The 18,205-nt window shown below is 75.7% G+C and carries 17 protein-coding genes; 15 read left to right on the forward strand and 2 right to left on the reverse strand.

Translation table 11 applies throughout. From position 1 onward, the window contains the following. Nucleotides 1-43 precede the first annotated feature (43 nt). From sbnA to ACZ3J7_RS06625, 13 genes are all read left to right on the forward strand, one after another. Nucleotides 44-1,024 carry a 2,3-diaminopropionate biosynthesis protein SbnA gene (sbnA, locus tag ACZ3J7_RS06565; RefSeq protein ID WP_465617498.1) on the forward strand — a complete coding sequence of 327 codons (981 nt, stop codon included), beginning with the start codon at nucleotides 44-46 and terminating at the stop codon, nucleotides 1,022-1,024. Then, nucleotides 1,021-2,664 carry an amino acid adenylation domain-containing protein gene (locus ACZ3J7_RS06570; protein WP_465617500.1) on the forward strand — a complete coding sequence of 548 codons (1,644 nt, stop codon included), beginning with the start codon at nucleotides 1,021-1,023 and terminating at the stop codon, nucleotides 2,662-2,664. The genes sbnA and ACZ3J7_RS06570 overlap by 4 nt, the downstream gene beginning before the upstream one ends. Beyond that, the gene (locus tag ACZ3J7_RS06575; RefSeq protein ID WP_465617503.1) at nucleotides 2,661-3,821 is read left to right on the forward strand and encodes a nucleotidyltransferase domain-containing protein; all 1,161 of its coding nucleotides are present in this window, start codon (nucleotides 2,661-2,663) and stop codon (nucleotides 3,819-3,821) included. Before ACZ3J7_RS06570 ends, ACZ3J7_RS06575 begins: the two co-directional genes overlap by 4 nt. Continuing rightward, on the forward strand, nucleotides 3,818-5,791 hold the full coding sequence (locus ACZ3J7_RS06580; RefSeq protein ID WP_465617505.1) for an aminotransferase class V-fold PLP-dependent enzyme: 1,974 nt from the start codon (nucleotides 3,818-3,820) through the stop codon (nucleotides 5,789-5,791). The genes ACZ3J7_RS06575 and ACZ3J7_RS06580 overlap by 4 nt, the downstream gene beginning before the upstream one ends. Continuing rightward, complete coding sequence (locus tag ACZ3J7_RS06585; protein ID WP_465617507.1) at nucleotides 5,788-8,025, forward strand: FAD/NAD(P)-binding protein; 2,238 nt, start codon at nucleotides 5,788-5,790, stop codon at nucleotides 8,023-8,025. Before ACZ3J7_RS06580 ends, ACZ3J7_RS06585 begins: the two co-directional genes overlap by 4 nt. Beyond that, the gene (locus tag ACZ3J7_RS06590; RefSeq protein WP_465617509.1) at nucleotides 8,022-8,702 is read left to right on the forward strand and encodes a maleylpyruvate isomerase family mycothiol-dependent enzyme; all 681 of its coding nucleotides are present in this window, start codon (nucleotides 8,022-8,024) and stop codon (nucleotides 8,700-8,702) included. Before ACZ3J7_RS06585 ends, ACZ3J7_RS06590 begins: the two co-directional genes overlap by 4 nt. A gap of 8 nt (nucleotides 8,703-8,710) precedes the next feature. Next, entirely contained in the window at nucleotides 8,711-9,712 is a 1,002-nt protein-coding gene (locus ACZ3J7_RS06595) for a FomB family phosphonate monophosphate kinase (protein ID WP_465618018.1), read from the forward strand. Between the two features lie 121 nt (nucleotides 9,713-9,833). Then, nucleotides 9,834-10,793, forward strand: coding sequence for a TauD/TfdA family dioxygenase (locus tag ACZ3J7_RS06600; protein WP_465617510.1), 960 nt, complete (start codon nucleotides 9,834-9,836; stop codon nucleotides 10,791-10,793). Then, nucleotides 10,778-11,512 (forward strand): pyridoxamine 5'-phosphate oxidase family protein, encoded by a 735-nt coding sequence (locus tag ACZ3J7_RS06605; RefSeq protein WP_465617511.1) that lies wholly within the window; start codon nucleotides 10,778-10,780, stop codon nucleotides 11,510-11,512. The genes ACZ3J7_RS06600 and ACZ3J7_RS06605 overlap by 16 nt, the downstream gene beginning before the upstream one ends. Next, a complete protein-coding gene (locus ACZ3J7_RS06610; RefSeq protein ID WP_465617513.1) occupies nucleotides 11,512-12,042 on the forward strand; it encodes a thiamine pyrophosphate-binding protein in 531 nt (176 codons plus the stop codon). The genes ACZ3J7_RS06605 and ACZ3J7_RS06610 overlap by 1 nt, the downstream gene beginning before the upstream one ends. Beyond that, entirely contained in the window at nucleotides 12,042-12,638 is a 597-nt protein-coding gene (locus ACZ3J7_RS06615) for a thiamine pyrophosphate-dependent enzyme (protein ID WP_465617515.1), read from the forward strand. The genes ACZ3J7_RS06610 and ACZ3J7_RS06615 overlap by 1 nt, the downstream gene beginning before the upstream one ends. Next, complete coding sequence (sbnB, locus tag ACZ3J7_RS06620) at nucleotides 12,635-13,675, forward strand: 2,3-diaminopropionate biosynthesis protein SbnB (protein ID WP_465617517.1); 1,041 nt, start codon at nucleotides 12,635-12,637, stop codon at nucleotides 13,673-13,675. Before ACZ3J7_RS06615 ends, sbnB begins: the two co-directional genes overlap by 4 nt. Next, nucleotides 13,672-14,529 carry an EamA family transporter gene (locus ACZ3J7_RS06625; RefSeq protein WP_465617519.1) on the forward strand — a complete coding sequence of 286 codons (858 nt, stop codon included), beginning with the start codon at nucleotides 13,672-13,674 and terminating at the stop codon, nucleotides 14,527-14,529. The genes sbnB and ACZ3J7_RS06625 overlap by 4 nt, the downstream gene beginning before the upstream one ends. Before the next feature lie 74 nt (nucleotides 14,530-14,603). Here ACZ3J7_RS06625 and ACZ3J7_RS06630 read toward each other — a convergent pair whose 3' ends face one another. After that, a complete protein-coding gene (locus ACZ3J7_RS06630; RefSeq protein ID WP_465617521.1) occupies nucleotides 14,604-15,515 on the reverse strand; it encodes a LysR family transcriptional regulator in 912 nt (303 codons plus the stop codon). A gap of 106 nt (nucleotides 15,516-15,621) precedes the next feature. Here ACZ3J7_RS06630 and ACZ3J7_RS06635 point away from each other — a divergent pair, with 106 nt between their 5' ends. Then, a complete protein-coding gene (locus tag ACZ3J7_RS06635; protein WP_465617523.1) occupies nucleotides 15,622-16,356 on the forward strand; it encodes a CTP synthase C-terminal region-related (seleno)protein in 735 nt (244 codons plus the stop codon). 15 nt (nucleotides 16,357-16,371) lie between these two features. After that, nucleotides 16,372-16,563 carry a hypothetical protein gene (locus ACZ3J7_RS06640; RefSeq protein ID WP_465617525.1) on the forward strand — a complete coding sequence of 64 codons (192 nt, stop codon included), beginning with the start codon at nucleotides 16,372-16,374 and terminating at the stop codon, nucleotides 16,561-16,563. 93 nt (nucleotides 16,564-16,656) lie between these two features. Here the strand turns inward: ACZ3J7_RS06640 and ACZ3J7_RS06645 are convergent, their stop codons facing one another. Beyond that, a complete protein-coding gene (locus tag ACZ3J7_RS06645; RefSeq protein ID WP_465617527.1) occupies nucleotides 16,657-18,195 on the reverse strand; it encodes a cytochrome P450 in 1,539 nt (512 codons plus the stop codon). Nucleotides 18,196-18,205 lie beyond the last annotated feature (10 nt).

Here is an 18,205-nt window from a genome sequence, read left to right on the forward strand (position 1 = left end):
CGTCGCCGACCGGTCGGACCGCTTCCGAGGAAAGGCAGTTGACGTGCCTGTCGTCACCGGTGCCCACGAACTGCTCGACACCGAGGTCTTCGTCGACCTCTCCGCGTCGCTCGGCGTCAACCTCCACCTGAAGTGCGAGGGGCTCAACTTCGCCGGCTCGGTCAAGATCAGGTCCGCGACCTGGATGGTCGCCGAAGCCGAGCGGGCCGGGCTGATCGGCCCGGACACCACGCTGGTCGAGTCCTCCTCGGGGAACCTCGGCGTCGCCATGGCCGTGGTGGCCGCCGCCCGCGGCCTCCGCTTCCACTGCGTCACCGACGCGAAGTGCAACCCGTCCACGATCCGGCTGATGCGCGCCCTCGGGGCGACCGTGGAGGTGGTGGACGAACCCGCCGCGAACGGCGGCATGCTGGCCGCGCGCAAGGCCAGGGTGCGCGAGCTGTGCACCGGCGACAGCAGCCGCCTCTGGCTCAACCAGTACGAGAACGACGCGAGTTGGCTGGCCCACTACCACCACACCGGCCCCGCGCTGGCCAAGGAGTTCGGCACCCTCGACGTGCTGTTCGTCGGCGTCGGCACCGGCGGCACGCTCACCGGGTGCGCCCGCTACTTCCGCGACCACCACCCGGGGGTGCGGCTGATCGCGGTGGACGCCGAGGGGTCGGTCAACTTCGGCGGCCGACCCGGCCCCCGGCGGATCCCGGGGCTCGGCGCCGCCGAGCGGATGCCCATGGTCGACCCCGACCTGGTCGACCAGGTGCTGTGGGTCCCGGAGGCCGACACCGTCCGGATGTGCCGCCGGCTGGCCGCCCGCGGCCTGCTGCTCGGCGGCTCCTCCGGCACCGTGGTCAGCGCCGCGCTGGCCTGGCTCCGGGCGGAGGACCCGGACCGCGCCCTCACCGCCGTGGCGATCGCCCCCGACCTCGGCGAGCGGTACCTCGACACCGTCTACGACGACGACTGGGTCACCCGGCACTTCGGCGCGACCCTCGCCACCCCGCCCACCAGGGAGCCGCGCGCATGACCACGACCGCCCCCCACCCGCCCGCGGCCGCCGCCCTCGCGGTCCTGCCGCTGCGACCGGGCACCGCGGCCGCGGCCGCCGCCCGGGCGCTGCGCCGCCCCCGCGAGGTCCGGCTCGACCGGCCGCTCCACTGGTACGTGCTGGACACCGCCCGGCGCGACCCGGAACGGACCGCCGTCACCGACGCGGGCCGGTCCACCGACTACCGCACCCTGGCCCGCCGGGCCGCCGCCCTCGCCGGACGCCTCCGGCGGGACGGCCTGCGGCGCGGACAGGTGCTCGCCGCCACCGGGCCGCGCAGCGCCGACACCGTGACGGTGTTCCTCGCCGCCGACCTGCTCGGCGCGGTCTACCTGCCGGTCGACCCCGCCTGGCCGGCCGCCCGCACCACCGACGTGCTGCGCCGCTCCGGCGCGGCCCGGCTGCTCGACTACACCGGGACCTCCGGCGGCCCGGCCGCTTCGGCGGCCGCCGGAGCGGGCGTCCCGGTGGTCGAGCACCGGGACGCCGAGGAGGAGCCGCAGGCGCCCGCCGACCCCGGCGACCCGGCCGACGCCGCCTACCTGATCTTCACCTCCGGCACCACCGGCACCCCCAAGGGGGCGGTGGTGGAGCGGCGCGGCATGCTGAACCACCTCTGGGCCAAGGTCGACGACCTCGCCCTCACCGCGCGGGACGCCCTGGCGTTCACCGCCCCGCTGGTCTTCGACATCTCGGTGTGGCAGATGCTCGCGCCGCTGCTGGTCGGCGGGAGCGTCGCCGTCGTGCGGGACGCCGAGCTCGGCCACCCGCGGCGGCTGGCCGCCGCGCTGCGGCGCGGCGGCGCGGCGGTCGCGGAGCTGGTGCCCACCATGGCCGGCTGGCTGGCCGACGAGGCCGCCCGGCCCGGCGGCACCCGGCCCGCGCTGCGCGTGCTGATCTCCACCGGCGAGGAGCTGCGCCCGGGCCTGGCCCGGCGGATCGCCGACGCCTTCCCGGGCACCGCGCTGCTCAACGCCTACGGCCCCACCGAGTGCTCCGACGACGTGACGCACCACCGGGTCACGGCCGAGGACCTCGCCCTCCCCCGGCTGCCGGTCGGCCGTCCGATCGCGAACGCCGTGCTGCACGTCCTGGTCGCCGACCCGGACGGCCACTGGCGGCCCGCCGACCCCGGGGAGAGCGGGGACCTGTTCGTCGGCGGCCTGCCGGTCGGCCGCGGCTACGTCAACGACCCCGCCGCCACCGCGCGGGCGTTCTTCGCCGACCCCTTCGACCCGGACTCGCCCACCGGGCGGCTGTACCGCACCGGGGACCTGGCCCGGATCGAGGACGGCGTCGTCCACTACCTCGGCCGCGACGACCGGCAGGTCAAGGTGGCCGGGGTGCGGCTGGAACTCGACGAGGTCGAACTCGCCCTGGGCCGCCACCCCGCGCTGGCCGCGTGCGCGGTCACCGCGGCCGGCGACGACCTCGCCGCCCACTACGTCCCCCGCACCCCGGTCACGCCGACCGAACTGCGGGCCTTCCTCCGGGGCCTGCTGCCCGCCGGGCAGATCCCGCGCAGCTGGCACGAGCACACCCGGCTGCCGCTCACCGCCAACGGAAAGACCGACCACCGCCTCCTCGCCGAGGCCCACAGCCAGGAGGGCGACCGATGACCACCGCTGCCCCGCGCCCCGGGACCGACCGACTGCCGCCGCACGCGCGCCTCCTGCTCGCCCTGGCCCGGCTCCACCTGGACCCCGGGCACCTCGACCTGGTCCGCTCGCTGGCCGACCGGCCCGACCTCGACTGGGGCGCGTTCACCGACGCCGCCGCCCGGCACAAGCTGCTGCCGCTGGTCGGCCGCCACGTCCACCGGCACCGCCTGGACCGCAAGGGACCCGGCACCTTCCCCTACCCGTGGGCGTTCACCGGGGCCTACCTCGCCAACCGCGAGCGCAACCACGCCCTGTCCGACGAGTTCGGGCGGATCTTCCGCGAACTCGGCGCGGCCGGGATCCGGTACGCCGTCCGCAAGGGCTTCCCGCTCGCCGAGGGCGAGTACGGCGACCCGGCGCTGCGCCGGATGACCGACCTCGACCTGCTGCTGGACCGCGCCGACGCGGCCCGCGCCCGCGAGGTGCTGGAACGCCTCGGCTACGTCCAGGGCAACCTCGTCGCCGACGGCGAGCGGGTCGAGCCGTTCAGCCGTGACACCCAGGTGTTCTGGCGGCTGAACCTCAGCCAGCAGCTGCCGTACCGCAAGAGCGGCCACCGGGTGGCGGTGCCCGAGTTCGACGTCGACCTGACGCACGACATCTTCCAGAAGAAGTCCGGCCGCACCGCGCCCGCCGCCGAGCTCCTCGACCGGGCCGTCCCGCACACCGTGTGCGGCACCCCCGCCTGGATCCCCGCCCCGGAGGACCGGCTGCTCGACCTCTGCGCCCACCTGCACAAGGAGGCCACCAGCCTCTTCTTCATCGGCGAGAACATCGACCTGCAGATCGCCAAGTTCCTCGACGTCTCCCTGGTCGTCGCCCGGCTCGACGAGGAGGGCTGGAAGTCCTTCCTCGGCCGGGTGGAGGAGTACGGCGCGGGCGACATCGTCTACTACGCGCTGCACTTCGTCGACCAGCTCTACCCCGAGGCCGTCCCCGCCCCGGTCCTGGACCGGCTGCGGCCGGAGGACCTCGGCTACCTCGACGAGTTCGGCGACCTGGACGGCCAGCGCGCCCGCTGGTCGCTGGAGTTCCTGCCCCGGCTGTTCCAGTCGGCCCGGGGCGGCGAGGCCGGGGAGTCCGCCGTGCCGCTGGCCACCGGGGCCGAGGCGTGAGCGCCCCGGCGGCGCCCGGCCGCGTCCCCGACCTGCTGGTCCTGAAGGTCGGCGGCAGCCTGTTCTCCGACAAGCGGGCCGGCCTCGGCACCGACCCGTCGGCGGTCGCCGACTACGCCCGCCAGGTGCGCGACCTGGTCGACGCGCATCCGGGCCGGGTGGTCCTGGTCACCGGCGGCGGTGCCGCCTGCCACGAGGTCGGCCGGACCGTCGACTCCGCCCGCGACCCCTGGTCCGCCCTCGCCCTGACCGCGCCCGCCTTCGCCGTCCGCTGGGAGTGGGTCACGCAGCTGCGCCTGCTCGGCGTCCGCGCGGTGCCGCTCCAGCTCACCGGCCTGTACGGGCAGCACCCCGACGGCACCGAGGACGCCGACCCGGCCGTCGTCCGGCGGCTGCTCGCCGAGCACGCCCTGCCGGTGCTCTCCAGCGACTGCGTGCTCACCGCCGACGGCGGCCTGCGCATCGTCAGCAGCGACGAGGCCCCGGCCCTGCTGCTCGACCGGGACCCGGGCGGGGTGCGGATCGTCGCGCTGACCGACGTCCCCGGCGTCCTGACCGGGCCCGACGACACCAGCCCGGTGCTGCGCCGGCTCGACGCCGCCGACCCGTCCGCCGCCGACCACCTGCTGTGGCCCACCGGGTCCTGGGACGCCACCGACGCGATGCGCGGCAAGATCGCGGCACTGGCCGCGCACGCCCGCCGCGGCGCCCAGTGCGTGATCACCCGCGGCGAGCGCACCGGCGGCCTCGGCCACCTCTTCGCCCCGCTGGAGGACTGGCCCGCGGACCGGCGCCACACCGAGATCGTCACCGACCGGACCACCCCCGCGCGCACCGTGCTGCTCAACCCGGGCCCGGTCAACGTCCACCCCCTGGTGCGGGCCGCGATCGGCTCGCCCGACGAGTGCCACCGCGAGCCGGAGGCCGCCGCGTTGCTCACCTCGGTCGCCCGCAAGGCCACCGAGGTGGCCGGTGGCGGCGCGGACACGCACGCCACGGTGCTCCTCACCGGTTCCGGCACCGCCGCGCTGGAGGCCGCGATCAGCTCCGCCGTCCCGCCCGACGGCCGGCTCCTGGTCCTCGACAACGGCCACTACGGCGAGCGGCTGCACGCGATCGCCCGGACGCACCGGATCCCCGCCGTCCGGCTGGAGTTCGGCTGGGCCGCGCCGATCGATCCGGCCGCGGTCGAACGCGCCCTGGCCGCCGACCCCGGCCTCACCCACGTCGCCGTGGTCCACCACGAGACCAGCACCGGCATGCTCAACCCGGTCGCCGAGATCGGGCGGATCACCGCCGCGCACGGCCGCAGCCTGCTGGTCGACGCGATCAGCAGCCTCGGCGCGGAGGCCCTCGACGTGAGCGCCGACCGAATCGACTGGTGCGTGGGCACGGCCAACAAGTGCCTGGAGGGCCTGCCCGGCATCAGCTTCGTCACCGCCCCCCGGGCCCGCTTCGAGGAACTCGCCGGGCGCCCGCCCCGCACCTTCTACCTCGACCTGCACGCGAACTACCGGGCCCAGGTCGGCTCCGCCACCCCGCAGTTCACCCCGGCCATGCAGGTGCTGCGCGCGCTCGACGCGGCGCTCGACCTCACCCTCGCCGAGGGCGTCGACGCCCGGTCCGCCCGCTACGCGGCCCGCGCCGCCACCGTCCGGGCCGGCCTCGCCGAGCGCGGCATCCGGCTGCTGCTGCCGCCCGAGCAGCGCGCCGCCTCGCTCACCAACGCCTTCCTCGACGACGGCCTCGACTACCAGCGGCTGCACGACGGCCTCAAGGAACGCGGCTACGTCATCTACGCCACCCAGAGCGCCGACGCGGGCGTGTTCCGGATCGCGACCATGGGCCAGCTCACCGACCGCGACGTCCAGGGGCTGCTCGCCGCGCTGGACGAGGTCCGCAAGGAGCACGCCGCCGGATCCGCCCCCCGCCCCGCCCAGCCCTCCAGCCCCCGGAAGGAGAACCGGTGACCGCGCCCGATTCGACCGGCCCCGTCCGCCTCGCCGTGGTCGGCGGCGGACCGACCTGCACCTACGTGCTGGAACGCCTCGCCGCCCTGACCAACCGCCCGGACGGTCACACCGAACTGGAGGTCGTGGTGTACGACCTGTCCGGCGAGTTCGGCTCCGGCCAGGTGCACAGCCCCCGGCAGAGCCGCACCAGCTACCTCAACCGGATCGTCGGGCAGGTCGCCTTCGGCGCCGACGAGAGCGTGGTCGACGCCGGCCCGCTGCTGCCCGCCGCGGACCGCCCCACGCTGCTCGAATGGTGCCGCGACCGCTTCGCCGCGACCGGCGACGAGACCTACGACCTGGTCGCCGAGGACTGGCCCAAGCGCTACCTGCACGGCGAGGCGCTCCAGGACAGCTTCCGCCGCTACGTCGACCTGCTGCGCGCCGCTCCCGGCGTCACCCTGGACCTGCGGCGGGCCGAGGTGGTCGACCTGGAGGAGCGCGGCGAGCGGCTGGCCGTGCTCACCGCGGACGGCGCCGAGCCGTACCGGGCCGACCTGGTCCTGCTGCTGACCGGCCACTCGTCCAACGACCCCGCGCTCTCCCCCCGCACCGCGGAGTGGGCGGCCTTCGCCGCCGCGCACGGCGGCACCCTGATCCCCTCCGCCTACCCGCTGGAGCGCTCGCTGGACGTGCCGGGCACCGGCCCCGGCCACACCGTGGGCTGCCTGGGCATGGGGCTGACCGGCATCGACGTGATCCTCTACCTCACCGAGGGCCGCGGCGGCACCTTCGAGCCCGGCGCGGACGGCCGGCTGGCGTACCGGCGCAGCGGCCGCGAGCCGGACTCGGTGGTCGCCTTCAGCCGCAACGGCCTGTTCACCTTCGCCCGGCCGTACAACCAGAAGGAACGCGACATCGCGGCGCTGGAGTACCGGGGCGCGTTCCTGACCGTCCCCGCGGTCGGCGAGCTGCGCCGCACCGTCGGCCGGCCCAACCTGGTCGGCGGCCGCGAGCAGCGCCAACTGGACTTCGAGGCGCACCTGTTCCCGCTGATCGTGCTGGAGATGGCGCTGATCCAGTACAGCACGCTGTACGGTGCGGAGTTCCGGTCGCTGGCCGTCGAGGCCGCCCGGCCCGGCTACGAGAAGTTCCTCGCGGACGCGGGGGTCTTCGCCGACCCCCGCGCGGCGGCCGTCGCGCTGACCGGCCCGCTGGACGAGCTGGCCGCGGCCACCGCCGCCGCCGTCGACCGGGTGCTGGCGGGGGAGCGCGCGCTCGACGCCGCCGTCGGCCCGGCCGGGCTGCCGCTCGCCCCGGCGGTGCGGCGCTTCCTGACCGTGGTGTACGGCGCGGAGGCCGCCGAGCGGCTGCTCGCGTCGGCCGGCGACCCGGCCCGGTTCGCGGCCTCGGTGGCCGCCGGGACCTCCCCGTACCGGCACGCCACCCGGGCCGCCGAGCACGCCTTCTCCTGGGAGGTGACCATCGACCCGCTCCCGCGCGGCAGTTACCGCACCCCGGCGGAGTACCGGGAGGCGCTGCTGGACTTCCTCGACCGCGACATCCGCTGGGCCGCCCAGGGCAACCTGGACAACCCGGCCAAGGCCGCCGCCGACGCGGCCTGGCGCGACCTGCGCGGCGTGGTGATCGAGGCGGTCGACTTCGGCGGGCTGCGGGCGGGGTCCCACCGGACCTTCCTGGAGGTCTGGACGGGCCACCACAACCGGCTCTGCCAGGGCGCCTCCCGGGAGGCGATGGAGAAGGTCCGGGCGCTGGTCGAGGCCGGGCTGGTCGACGTCTCCCTCGGACCGGACACCTCGGTGGAGTGCGACGCCGCCGCCGGCGGGTTCCGGCTGCGCGGCGCGGTGACCGGCGCGGACCGGCTCGTCGACACCCTGGTCGACGCCCGGGTGCACGGCTTCGACGCCGCCCGCGACGTCATGCCGATCTACCCCAACCTGCTGCGCCGCGGGCTGGTCCGCAAGTGGGCCAACCCGGGCCTGGACGAACCGGACTTCGTGCCCGGCGGCCTGGACCTCACCCCGGAGTTCCACCCGTACCGCGCCGACGGCCGGGTGGAGCCGAGGATCACCGTCCTGGGGCCGCCCAGCGAGGGTGTGATGTACCACCAAATCGGTGCGCTGCGGCCCCAGAAGGACCACCATGTCCTGCGGGACATCCTGTCCTGGACCAACGCCTTCCTGCCTCGCCCGGCCGAGCCGGGCAGCCCGACCGAGAGGACCGGCTCATGACCGTCTTCGACCCCGCCGTGCAGTTCGCCGACATCACCGACGCCCACCGCGCCCTGCTGGCCGCAGAACTGACGGAGGATCAGGCCCGGGCCGGGATCGAGCTGCCCGGCTGGACCCGCGGCCACGTGCTGATCCACCTGGCCGACCTCTCCCAGGCCTTCGCCCGGCAGGCCCGGTACGCGGTCAAGGGCGAGCTGGTCGAGGTGTACGACGGCGGCCGGCCGACCCGGGACCGCCGGATCGAGGAGCTGCACGGCCGTCCGGTCGAGTGGCTGACCGAGCGGCTCGCCGAGGGCCTGACCGCGCTGGAGGAGTCCTGGGCCGCGCTGTCCGAGGACGACTGGCAGCGCCCCTCGGCCTACCGGGACTCGCCGCTGTGGGCGACCCGGCTGGCCTGGTGGCGGGAGAGCGCCCTGCACCTGGTGGACCTGGAGGTGGGCCGCCGCAGCGAGCAGTGGAGTGCCGAACTCTCCTCCCACGTCGTGGAGTTCCTCCAGTCGCGGCTCCCCGCCGGCACCCGGCTGGAGGCCGCCGACACCGGGCAGGCCTGGGGCGAGGGGCGCGTGGTGCGCGGTGACCTGCGCGCGCTGGCGGCCTGGATCAGCGGCCGTCCCGCTGCGGAGCGCCCGCGGACCGTGGACGGTGGTGGGCTGCCCGAGCTCACCACCTGGCCGTGAGCCGCCCGATGCCCCTCGACCTGTCCGCCCTCCCGGTCCGCTCCGCCCGGACCGCGGACCTGGGCCTGCTGACCCTGCGGGTCACCAGCAACCTCGAACGCTTCGACGGGCACGCCTACTTCGCCCGGGACGCCGCCGAGGGCACCGAGCCCGACTACCGGGTGGACTGCCTCGACCTCGACCGGGACGCCTTCGACCCGGCCGAGGTGGCGGCGGCCGCGGACGACTCGCTGCGGGCCCGCCGGTTCCGCGGCGGGTACTACCTCAGCCACATCCACGGCGAGCCCGCCTACCTGCGCACCGACGGCCGCCGGTTTTACGTCTTCGGCCGTCGGCTGGAGCGGACGGTGTGGCCGTACTTCGTGAAGCGGATCCTCACCGAGTTCGCGGTGGAGCACGGCTACCTGCACCTGAAGGCCGCCGGCTTCGCGCTCGGCACCGGCGGGGCGACCCTGCTGGTCGGGCCCAACGGCGGCGGGAAGACGGTCTTCCTCTCCCAGGCGTGCCTGGCCGGGGCGCGCTTCCTCACCAACACGCACGTGCTGGTGAGGGAGGGCGCCGCGTACGGGGTGCCGACCTCGGTGCGGGTGCGCCGGGACGCCCAGTTCGGGCCGCTGATCGACCGCCACGGCCTGACGCCGCACCTGGAGAGCGGGGACTACCTGGCCCCGGCCGACCTGGTCTTCGGCGGCCGGCCGGTGGACCGGGCGGTGGTGCGCAACGTGGTCGTCGTCGACTACGACCCGCGCGGCCGGACCGGCATGGAGGAGCTCGACCCGGCCGCGGCCGAGGCGTTCCTCGGCCAGTACGCGCACGCCGTCACCACGTACGGGCTGAAGGACGACGTGCTGGCCCACCAGGGCCGTGACGTGGTGGAGTTCAGCCGGGTGCTCATGCGGATGAACCACCAGCTGGCGGGCCTGGTGTGCAGCACGCGCTGCTTCCGGGTCAACGCCGACCTCCGCGACCCGGCCACCCGGGACGCGGTGCTGGCCCGGCTGTCGGACTGACCGCCCCGCCGCGCCGCCGCCGTCCGCACCGCACCGCCCCCGCCCCCGCCCCTGCCCCGGCCCGCCCGCATCCGCCCGGGCCCGCCCCGGCCACCCTTCCGTCGACGCATTGGACATGTCCATGACCACCATGACCCCGGACGCCCGCACCCTCGCAGTCCCCGCCGAGGCGATCCACACCTTCGGCCCCGAGGCGCAGCGCGAGATCGCCGCCTACACCTCGGAGTTGGCCGCCGCCACGGCCGGCCGGCGGATCGACGGCCTCGACGTCGACCTCGACCGGCTGCCCGCCTTCCGCGCCGAGATCGAGACCACCCGCGACATCATCGACTCGCGGGTCCACTTCATCGTCTACGACCGCGTCGAGGGCGTCGACACCCTGCGCGGCCAGGCCGTCTACGCCTGGCTGCTGGGCAGCGCGCTGGGCCGCCCGATGGTCCAGAACCACCAGGGCTGGCGCTTCATCGAGGTCTACGACCGCGGCAACCAGGGCACCGTCGAGCAGGGCGCCCGCTACCACCAGACCAAGCAGGGCTCGCACATGCACAACGACGCGGTCAACGACCCCGAGCCGATCGACTACCTGCTGCTGTCCTGCGGGCAGAGCGCCTACCTGGGCGGCGAGTCGATCCTGGTGGACGCCCGCTCGGTGCACGAGACGCTCACCTCGTACCCCGAGGTCCTCGACGTCCTCACCCGCGACTTCTGGTTCGAGAAGCGCGGCATGACCGCCGCCGAGGACGGCTTCTTCCGCTCCCCGGTGATCAGCTACAGCCCCGGGGGCGAGGCACTGGTCCGGTACTTCCGCACCTACATGGAGGGCGCCCACGAGAAGCTCGGCACCCCGATGGACGAGCGCCAGCGCGCCGCCCTCGACTTCTTCGACGCGGTGCTCGACCAGTCCGGCGTCCAGTACCGGATCCGGCTGGAGCGCGGCCAGACCCTGGTCTCGGCCGACGACCGCTTCCTGCACTCCAGGACGGCCTTCGTCGACCGGTTCGCGCCCCGCGAGATCGACCTCGACGCCGACCGGCCCGACCAGGTCAACCGGTACATGTTCCGCATGTGGTCCAGGAAGTGACCGCCGGCCCGTACCGGGAGATCACCACCGAGCGGGAGCTGCGCGAGCTGGTCCCCCCGCCGAACCCGGTGGTCCACCGCAAGAGCGTCGACCGCTTCGGCCCGCTGGAACGCACCTGGATCGCCCGGTCCCCGTTCTGCGTGCTGGCCACCTCCGGCGCCGACGGCAGCTGCGACGTCTCCCCGCGCGGCGACCCGCCCGGTTTCGCGCACGTCCTCGGCGACCGGCTGCTCGCCCTCCCCGACCGGCCCGGCAACCGGCGCGCCGACAGCTGGCGCAACCTGCTCGGCAACCCCCGGGTGGCGCTGATGTTCGTCGTCCCCGGCCGGGGCGACACGCTGCGGGTCAACGGCCGCGGCCGCCTGGTCACCGACGCCCCCTTCCTCGCCGACCTGGCCCACCGCGGCCACGTACCGACCCTGGCCCTGCTGGTCGAGCCCGACGAGGTCTACTTCCACTGCGCCAAGTCCTTCCTGCGCGCGGCCCTGTGGGACCCGGACAGCTGGGCCCCGGACGCCGTCCCCTCCCGGGCCCGGATCGCCCGCGCCACCGAGTGGACCGACGTCCCGCTCGCCGAGCTGGAGGAGCGCTACGGCCCGCGCTACGCCCGCCTGCTCTACGGCGCCCCGGCCACCGATCCGCCCTCCGGTCCGCCCGCCGATCCGTCCACCGGCCCGTCCACCCGCCCGTCCACCGACCGCCCCGCCGAAGAGAGTTGATGACCATGTCCGCCACCGCCACCGACACGGGTACGGCCCGCGCCCTACTCGAAGGCCTCGTCGACCACGGCTACACGATCGCCACCGGGGTCCCCTGCAGCCTGCTGGCCGGCGCCTTCCGCCTGCTGGAGGACGCCGACTCGGACCCGGCGCTGGCCGGCCTGCGGTACGTCCCCGCCCCGCGCGAGGACAGCGCCGTCGGCATCGCCTCCGGAGCCGTGGTGGCCGGTGAGCGCGCCGTGGCACTGATGCAGAACTCCGGTCTCGGCTACTGCCTGAACGTGCTCACCTCGTTCAACCTGATCTACGACGTCCCGGTGCTGCTGGTGGTCAGCTGGCGCGGGCACGACGGCAACGACGCCGTCGAACACGACGTGATCGGTGCCGAACTGCTCAACCTGCTCGACCTGTTCGATCTCCCGCACACCGTCCTCGACCACGCCGACGTGCCCGGTTCGGTGGCCGCGGTCCTCGCCCAGATGGAACAGCGCTCCCGCTGCGCCGTCCTCGTCGTCCGGGAAGGCATCTGATGTCCCAGCTCACGCTCTCCGGTATCGCCCTCGAACTGCTGCGCCGCCACCCCGACGCGGTGATCGTCTCCACCTGCGGCTACACCAGCCGCGAACTCTTCAACGCCGCCGACCGGCCCGAGAACTTCTACCTGGTCGGCTCCATGGGCATGGCCGCGCCGATCGCCCTCGGCATCGCCCTGGCCCGGCCCGGCCGCACCGTCGTCGCCCTCGACGGCGACGGCTCGCTGCTGATGAACCTCAACGTGCTCCCGCTGCTCGCCGCCACCGGCGCCGACCTGCTGCACGTGGTCGCCGACAACGGCATGCACGAGAGCACCGGCGGGCAGCGCACCGTCCAGCGCTCGGACTTCACCGCACTGGCCCGGGCCGCCGGCTACCCGCGCACCGTCCTGGTCCGCGACGCCGACGAGCTGCGGGCCGCCGAGCTCGGCCCCGGCCTCACCCTCCTGCACGCGCTGACCGGGCCCCGCGGCACCGGGGCCGGCCGCCGGGTCACCCACACCCCGCAGGAACTGGTCGACCGGGTCCGCACCGCCCTCGCCCGGCCCACCCCCGCCCAGCCCGCCCGCACCCTCCAGGGAGCCGCCGCGTGAACACCGCACCCGCCTTCTCCGTTATCCCCGGCAGCCAGGTGCACGAGGTCCTCGCCGGCCGGGAGAAGGACGTCGTCGACGTCGTCGAACGCGCCTACCGGCTGCACGGCGAGGGGAGCACCGTCAACCCCGACTCGTACTTCCTGCGCTTCCCCGACCGGCCGTCCTCCCGGATCATCGCCCTGCCCGCCTCGGTCGGCGGCGACGTCGACGTGCACGGCGTCAAGTGGATCTCCAGCTTCCCGGAGAACGTCGCCGACGGACTGCCCCGCGCCTCCGCGGTGCTGATCCTCAACGACACCTCGACCGGGTACCCGTTCGCCTGCCTGGAGAGCTCCATCATCAGCGCGGCCCGCACCGCCGCCTCCGCCGCGCTCGCCGCCGACCGGCTCGGCCGGGCCCGCGGCACCCGCCCGGCCCGGATCGGCTTCCTGGGCACCGGGCTGATCGCCCGCTACCTCCACGACCACCTGCGCGCCATCGGCTTCGACACCACCCGGGTGGGCGTCCACGACAGCGACCCCGCGCACGCCGAGGGCTTCCGCGACTACCTCGCCGCCGCCGGGGCCGACGCCGAACTCCACCCCACCGCCGAGTCGCTGGTCCGCGCCAGCGACCTGCTGGTGATCGCCACGGTCGCCCCCGCCCCGCACCTCACCGACCGCACCTGGTTCGACCACCACCCCCTGGTCCTCAACATCTCGCTGCGCGACCTCGGGCCGGAGGTCGTCCTCGACTCCTACAACGTCCTGGACGACGTCGACCACTGCCTCAAGGCCGACACCTCCCCGCACCTCGCCGAACAACGGGTCGGCCACCGGGGCTTCGTCGACGGCACCCTCTACGACCACCTCGTCGAGGACCGCGACGTCCCCGCCGACCGCACCGTGGTCTTCTCCCCCTTCGGCCTCGGGGTGCTCGACCTGGCGCTGGCCCGGCACGTCCACGACCGGCTCGCCGCCGCCGGCCGGCTCACCCCCGTCCCGGGGTTCTTCCACGACCTGCGCCGGCACGAGGCCCCGCCGGCCGCCGGGTGACGTCCGCGCCGGCGCTCCCGATCGCCGTCGTCCTGGCCGCCGGGCTGCTGCACGCGGCCTGGAACACCATGGCCAAGGCCGCCCGCGACCGGGACGCCGGACTCACCCTGATCAGCGTCACGAAGACCGTGCTCTGCCTGCCCCTGCTGCCGCTGTTCGCCCTGCCCGCCGCGGCGAGCCTGCCCTACCTGGTCGCCTCCGCGGCGGTGCACGCCGTCTACATGGCCCAGCTGTCCCGCGCCTACCGGCTGGGCGACTTCGGCCAGGTCTACCCGGTCGCCCGCGGCGTCGCCCCCGTCGGCGTCGCCGCGGTCGCGGTCGGCCTGCTCGGGGAGCGCCTCGGCCCCGGCCAACTCGCCGGGCTCCTCGCGGTCTGCGGCGGCCTGGCCGTGCTCTCGCTGAGCGGCCTGCCCGGCCGGGGCGGGATCGGCGGCCCGGTGGTCCGCGCGGCCCTCGCCACCGGCGCCACGATCGCCGCCTACACCCTGATCGACGCCGTCGGCGTGCGGCGCTCCGGCTCCGCCTTCGGCTACACGGCGTGGATGGCGGCCCTGGAGGGCGTGCTGGTCGCCCTGCTGATGCCCCGGCTGCGGCACCGGCCGCTGGGCGACCTGCTGCGCCCCGACCGGGTCCGCTCCGCCGTCGGCGGGCTGGTCGCCGCCCTCTCCTACGGCGCCGTCCTGTGGGCCCAGACCCGCAGCCCGGCCGCCGAGGTGGCCGCCCTGCGCGAGACCGGGATCATCTGGGCGGCCGTGATCGGCGCGGTGCTGTTCCGAGAACCCCTCGGCCGCCGCCGGATCTGCGCCGGAGCGGTGGTGGTGGTCGGCGTCGTCCTGCTCGGAGCGGCCCACTGAAGGGGCCGGGCCGTTCCCCCGGGGCGTTCCCCCCGGGCCGTTCCCCCGGGGCGACCCGCCGCCCTCCCGTCCGGTCAGCGGGTCGCCCCGGGGGGAAGGGTCCGGCCCCCGCGCGGCAGCGCGTCCAGGAAGGCGCGGGCCGGCGCGTCCAGCACCGGCGGGAAGAGCACCTCCCGGCGGTGCGCCAGCCGGGGCGCACGGACCGGCAGGGCCACCGCCCCGGCGGTCGCGGCCAGCGTGCGGGGCAGGACGGCGAGGCCGTGGCCCGCGGCGGACAGGGCGAGCAGCCCGGCCGGGTCGAGGCCGTCGTAGTCGGCGGCGACCGGGAAGGCGCCGCCGCCGGTGGCGGCGCGCAATTCGTCGAGCGGGGCGGCGACGCCGGGCGCGTCCAGCCAGGCGGCGTCGGCGAGTTGCCCGAGGTCGACGTCGGGGCGGTGGCGCAGCGGGTGCCCGGCCGGGCAGAGCACCGCGCACGGCTCCTCGCCCAGTCCGGCCTGCCGGACCGGCCCGAGGTCGCCCAGCGCGAGCGGCCCGCCGGGCGCCGCGTAGCCGTCGGTGACGCCGATCGCGCACCGGCCCGCCGCGACCTCGGCGGCCACCGCCCGCCGGCCCAGCACCCGGACCCGGACCCGCAGCCGCGGCTCGGCCGCCCGGACCCGGGCGAGCGCCCGGACCACCGTCGCGTCCATCCCCAACGGGGAGGCGGCGAGCAGGAGTTCGGGCCGCTCGGGGAGCGTGCTGCGGCGCACGTCGGCCCGGGCCGCGTCCATCCGCTCCAGCAGCAGCCGGGCGTGCTCCAGCATCCGCTCCCCGGCGACGGTCGGCCGGACCGGACGCCGGTGCAGCAACGCCGCGCCCAACTCGGCCTCCAGCGCGGCGATCTGCTGCGACACCGCGGACTGGGTGTAGCCGAGCTCCAGCGCGGCGGCGGAGAACGAGCCGAGCCGGGCGACCGTGACGAGGGTCCTGAGCAGGTGCGAATCCACACCCCCAGTGTGCGCCCGGGGCCGGAGGGGCCGATCAGTGGTGCTGATGGGCCAGCAGGAACGCGCGTTGGACCGTCGGGGCGGGGCGCGGTCAGGATGGCCGGCCATGGAGATCGAACACACCGCGCACACCGTCCGGGTCGCCCTGGTCGGCGACCGCTCCCCGCACGTTCCGGCGCACCGAGGGGGGCCGCGGATGCTGGCGGCGCTGTCGGAGGCGGGCGGGCCGGTCGTCGAGCCGTACTGGATCGGGACGGACGAGGTGGACGCGGCGGAGCTGGCCGGGTTCGACGGGGTGTGGCTGGTGCCGGGGAGTCCCTACCGGAGCGAGGCGGGGGCGGTGGCGGCGGCCCGGACGGCGCGGGAGCGGGGGGTGCCGTTCCTCGGGACGTGCGGCGGGTTCCAGCACGCGGTGCTGGAGTTCGCCCGGCACGCGTGCGGGATCGGCGGGGCGGCGCACGCCGAGCAGCAGCCCGAGGGCGAGGAGCTGCTGATCGTCCCGCTGTCCTGCTCGCTGTACCGGCAGGAGGGCGGGATCCGGCTGGTGCCGGGTTCGGCGGCGGCCGGGCTGCTCGGCGCCGAGCGGGTCACCGCCCGCTACAACTGCGGCTACACGCTCGCGCCGGACTACCTGGAGGTGCTGCGGGCGCACGGGATGCGGTTCACCGGGCACGACCCGGACGGTGAGGTGCGGGTCGCCGAGCTCCCGTCGCACCCGTTCTGGCTGGCCTCGCTGTTCCAGCCGGAGCTGACCCCGGAGCACGAGGGCCCGCACCCGTTCGTCCGCGCCTTCGCCGAGGCGGCTGCGGCCCGGGCGGCGACGCGGCGGGCGGTGCGGTAGGCGGTGGGGTAGGCGGTGCCGTGGGCCCGGTCTTCCCGGGGCGGCGCCGGGCCGACCGGGACCAGAACCACGTGGTTCCGGTCCTCCCGACCGTGGCGGCGGCGCCCCGACCGGCGGCTGCTCTGGTGGGAACTGGCCGTGCTGCTGCTGATCGCGGCCGCGCTGCTCGGCCTGCTGGCGGTCGGCGGCCCGGCCTGGCCGTTCTGAGCCCCGAACTCCCTTCCCCGGCCTCCTCGTTCCCCTCCCCCGACCCGCTCGGCCCCGACCCACTCGGCCCCGGCCTGCTCGGACCCGGCCCGCTCAGCCGCGCAGTCGGGCCAGCAGGGCGCTCCACCAGCCGCGCCGCTGCGGGGGCACCGCGGGCGGCGCGGGGGGCACGGGCGGCAGCGGCGGCGTCGGCACGGCGGCGGACGCCCCGGAGCGCTGTCCGGGAATCGGCGCCTGCAGCTGCGCGGGCGCGGGCACCGGCACCGCCGGGGCCGGCGTGGACACCGTCGTGTCGGCGCCGCCCGCCGGCTGGTGCGGGTGCAGCTCGCCGAGCGGGGTGAAGCGGGCCGGCAGCGCGGTCAGGTGCCGCGACATCCAGTTCCCGCGCCACTGCAACTCGTCTTCCTCGACCGAGAGTTGCAGGTCGGGCAGCCGGGTGAGCAGGATGTCGATGCCGGATTCGGCGATCGCCCGGCCGATCTCCTGGCCGGGGCACTCGTGCGGGCCGCTGCCGAACGCCAGGTGCGAGCGGTTGCCGAACAGCGGGGTGTCCAGGTCGGGCCGGACCGCCGGGTCGGCGTTGCCCGCGGCGACGCCGAGCAGCAGCATGTCGCCGGCCTTGATCGCGCGTCCGCCGAGCTCGGTGTCGCCGGTCGCCCAGCGGCCCGGCACCAGCATGAACGGCGGCGAGTCCCACAGGACCTGGTCGAGGGCGTCCGGCAGGGTCATCTGGCCGCCGGAGAGGTGGGCGCGGAAGCGGCTGTCGGTGAGCACCATCTTCAGCGTCTCGGAGATCAGGTTGATGGTGGTCTCGTTGGCGGCGAGCAGCACCGAGCGCAGGTGTTCCAGCACCTCCTCCTCGTTCAGCCCGGAGGGGTGCTCGATCAGCCAGGTGACCAGGTCCTGCCCGGGTTCGGCGCGCTTGCGCTGCACGGTGCGGCGCAGCGACTCGACCACGTACTCGTTGCTGGCGACGGCCGTCTCGGTGCCCCGGACCAGGTCGCGGGCGGCCTCGACCAGCCGGGGGCCGTACTCCTCGGGCATGCCGAGGAGTTGGGTCATCACCAGCATCGGCAGGTGCTCGGCGAACTGGGAGACCAGGTCGGCCCGGCCGCCGTCGCCGAAGTCGGCGATCAGCTGGTCGGAGAACCGGGTGACGTAGCGCCGCATGCCGCGCCGGTCGAAGCGGTTCAGGCCGTCGGTGACGGCGGTGCGCAGCCGGCGGTGCTCCTCGCCGTCGACGAAGGAGCAGGTCGGCTGCCAGGCGATCACCGGCAGCACCGGGGAGTCGGGGGCGACCCGGCCCTGCTTGAACTCGGTCCAGCGCCGGGAGTCCCGGGAGAACCGGGAGGGGGTGCGCATCGCGGTCAGGTTGGCCGAGTAGCCGAGCACCAGCCAGGCCGGCAGGTCGCCGTGCAGCAGGACGGGCGCGACCTCGCCGTGTTCGGCGCGCAGCTTCTCGTAGAAGCCGGCCGGGTCGGCCTCGGCCTCGGGGCCGAACAGCCGCAGCAGCCCGCCGTCCTGCGGCCCGCCCCCGCCGGAGGCGCGGTGGGCGGGGCAGCCGGGCGGCGGGACGGGCGCGCCCCGGTGGGCGTGCTGCTCGTCGTACGCTTCGTACGCTTCGTACGTCAAGGGGTGACTC

This window comes from Kitasatospora sp. NPDC015121, assembly GCF_055562955.1.